Below are 2743 nucleotides of genomic sequence, written 5' to 3' on the forward strand. Positions count from 1 at the left end.
ACGCCGCTGACGCTGGCGGAAACCGCCTCCGTCTTCGGCGAGATGCTGACGTTCCGCTCCCTGCTGGACAGCGAGACCGATCCTGGGCGGCGGAAGATCATGCTGGCTGCCAAGGTGGAGGACATGCTGAACACCGTCGTCCGCCAGATCGCCTTCTTCGACTTCGAGCAGCGTCTTCATACCGAACGGCGCGAGGGCGAACTGACGGCGGAGCGGATCGGTGAAATCTGGTTCGCCGTGCAGACGGAAAGCCTGGGCCCCGCGATCCGCTTCGACGAGGGTTACCGGAATTACTGGGCCTATATCCCGCACTTCATCCACTCGCCCTTCTACGTCTACGCCTACGCTTTCGGCGACTGTCTGGTCAACTCGCTGTACGCGGTCTATCAGGACGCGGCCGGCGGCTTCGCCGAGCGGTATCTGAAGATGCTGTCGGCGGGGGGAACGTTGCGCCACCGCGAGCTTCTGGCGCCGTTCGGTCTGGATGCCTCCGACCCCGCCTTCTGGGACAAGGGCCTGGGCGTGATTCGCGGCTTCATCGACGATCTGGAGCGACAGGAAGTCTGATCCGGCACCTTGTCCGGGTGAGGCAATAAGACACGGGCGGGATTACCGGCGCGGGCATTCTTCAAGGCCCGCGCCGTTTCCTTTGCATATCATGCCCCACGATGACAACATTCGCCGCATATGGAAGTAAGATAGCATCCGAAGCGTCGAAAGGTATCACTGACACCGTCCCGCCATGATGGTACCTTCGAAGCATGTCCGGCGTTCGAAGTGTGCTATCGTGTCCCTGATCAACCGCTTGTCGATATCCACCAAGATAGCCCTTCTTTGCGTGCTGGCGATCGGCATGATCGGCATGGTCAACCTCTTCGCGATGCGCACCCTGCTGAAGAGCGAGGCGGAGCGGCTTGGGGTCGAGCGCCAGGAAAGCAACATGCGCGTCGCCTGGGAAGTGCTTCGCGCCCCCGGTCCCCTCCGCAGGGACGGCGACAAGCTGAAAGCCGGCAACACCGATCTGGACGGCGACACTGATCTGGTCGACCGCATCACCGACCTGACCGGGGCCGGCGCCACCGTCTTCAGCGGCGGGCTGCGGGTCGCCAGCTCGGTCAAGACCTCCGACGGCAGGCGGACGATCGGTTCGCGCCTGCCTTCCGGTCCCGTGGTCGAGACCGTGCTGAAGCAGGGCAAGCCCTATCGCGGAGAAATGGATCTCCAGGGACAGGCCCATCTGGTGGCCTATGATCCGATCCTCGGACCCGACGGCAGTGCCATCGGCGCCATCTATGTCGGAGCGCCGAAATCCGGCTTCGTCAGCATGCTCGACGTGCTCGTCCGGGGCGGTCTGGCGCTTGGCGGACTCGCCGCCTTGATCGTGGCCGGCGCGTCGTTCATCGCCATGCGCCTGCTGCTGGCCCCGCTGACCCGGCTGAGCGCCGTGATGGCGCGGTTCGCCGCCGATCAGCTCGACGAAGAGGTTCCCGGCCTGGACCGGGGCGACGAGGTCGGCGCCATGGCGGCCAGCGTCCAGGTCTTCCGCGACCATGCGCTCAAGGTCCGCGCCATGCGGAACGAGGAGGAGCGGCTGGAAGAGGCGCACCGCGACGAGGTCCGCGCCGCGATCCGCGGCATGGCGGACAAGGTGGAAAACCAGACCCGCAAGGCGATCGAGACGGTGACCGGCCAGACCGGCGAGATGCGGACGGCCACGGCCGGCCTGCATTCCGCCGCGGGCAGCATGGAAGACAACGCCCGGCAGATGGCCGACACGTCGGGTTATGCCCTGGAGACCGTCAGGATAGCCGCCGATGCCACCGGACAGCTCACCGGCTCGATAAACCGGATCACGGCTCAGGTCGCGGATGCCGCCGATGCCGCGCGCCTGGCGGTCGGCAGCACCCATCACGCCGCCGAGGTGATCCGCACGCTCGCCGGCGTCGCGACCGAGATCGGCGGCATCGTCGGCATGATCCGCAGCGTGGCGTCGCAGACCAACCTTCTGGCGCTCAACGCCACGATCGAGGCGTCGCGCGCCGGAGCCGCCGGCAAGGGCTTTGCCGTGGTCGCGGCCGAAGTCAAGAGCCTGTCACGGGAAACCGAGCGCTCGACCGACCTGATCGGCGATCTGATCAGCCGCATCCAGGCGGCGGCTCGCGATGCCGACGCCGCCGTGGAGAAGGTGGGCGAGACCATTGCGGCGGTCGACGGCATCGCCGGCTCCATCGCCCTCGCCATGGCCGAACAGTCCAGCGCCACCGCGCAGATCACCCTCAACATGGAGGAGACCGCCCGTGCCACCCGGCAGGTCGCCGGACATGTCGATGCCCTGACCAGTGATTGCCGCCGCACCGATGAACTGGCGGAAAGCAGCAAATCTGCCGCCGCCGTCCTGAGCGACGGCATAGAGTCGCTGGCGGAAGCCCTGACCCAGATCGTCCGCACCTCCACCGAGGAGGCCAACCGCCGCGCCCACACCCGGCACCGGTGCAGCGTCTCGACCGGAGTAGCCGGTTCCTTCGGCGCGGCGGACGCGGAACTGCTGGACGTGTCGCGCGGTGGTGCCCTGATCCAGACCGACGTTCCGCTCGGTCCCGGCGACCGTCTGGTCCTCAACCTCCCGGAACGCGACACCCCCCAGCACGCCCAGGTCGTCGGCGTCAGCCGTCACGGCGTCCACGTCCAGTTTGCCCCGCCTCCACTCGGCGACAACGACGTCGCGAAAGTGACCGAAAGCCGG

Annotated in this window: 2 protein-coding genes; both read left to right on the forward strand. The window is 66.9% G+C overall.

Going from position 1 to position 2743, the window contains the following annotated elements; translation table 11 throughout:
* The coding region (locus AC5JJ6_RS28470; RefSeq protein ID WP_496045293.1) for a M3 family metallopeptidase at positions 1–567 on the forward strand (567 nt) is incomplete at its 5' end.
* Positions 568–787: 220 nt separating this feature from the next.
* Positions 788–2743, forward strand: a 1956-nt coding sequence (locus AC5JJ6_RS28475; RefSeq protein WP_496045294.1) for a methyl-accepting chemotaxis protein, incomplete at its 3' end; no start/stop codon positions are given.

This window comes from Skermanella sp., from assembly GCF_059503625.1.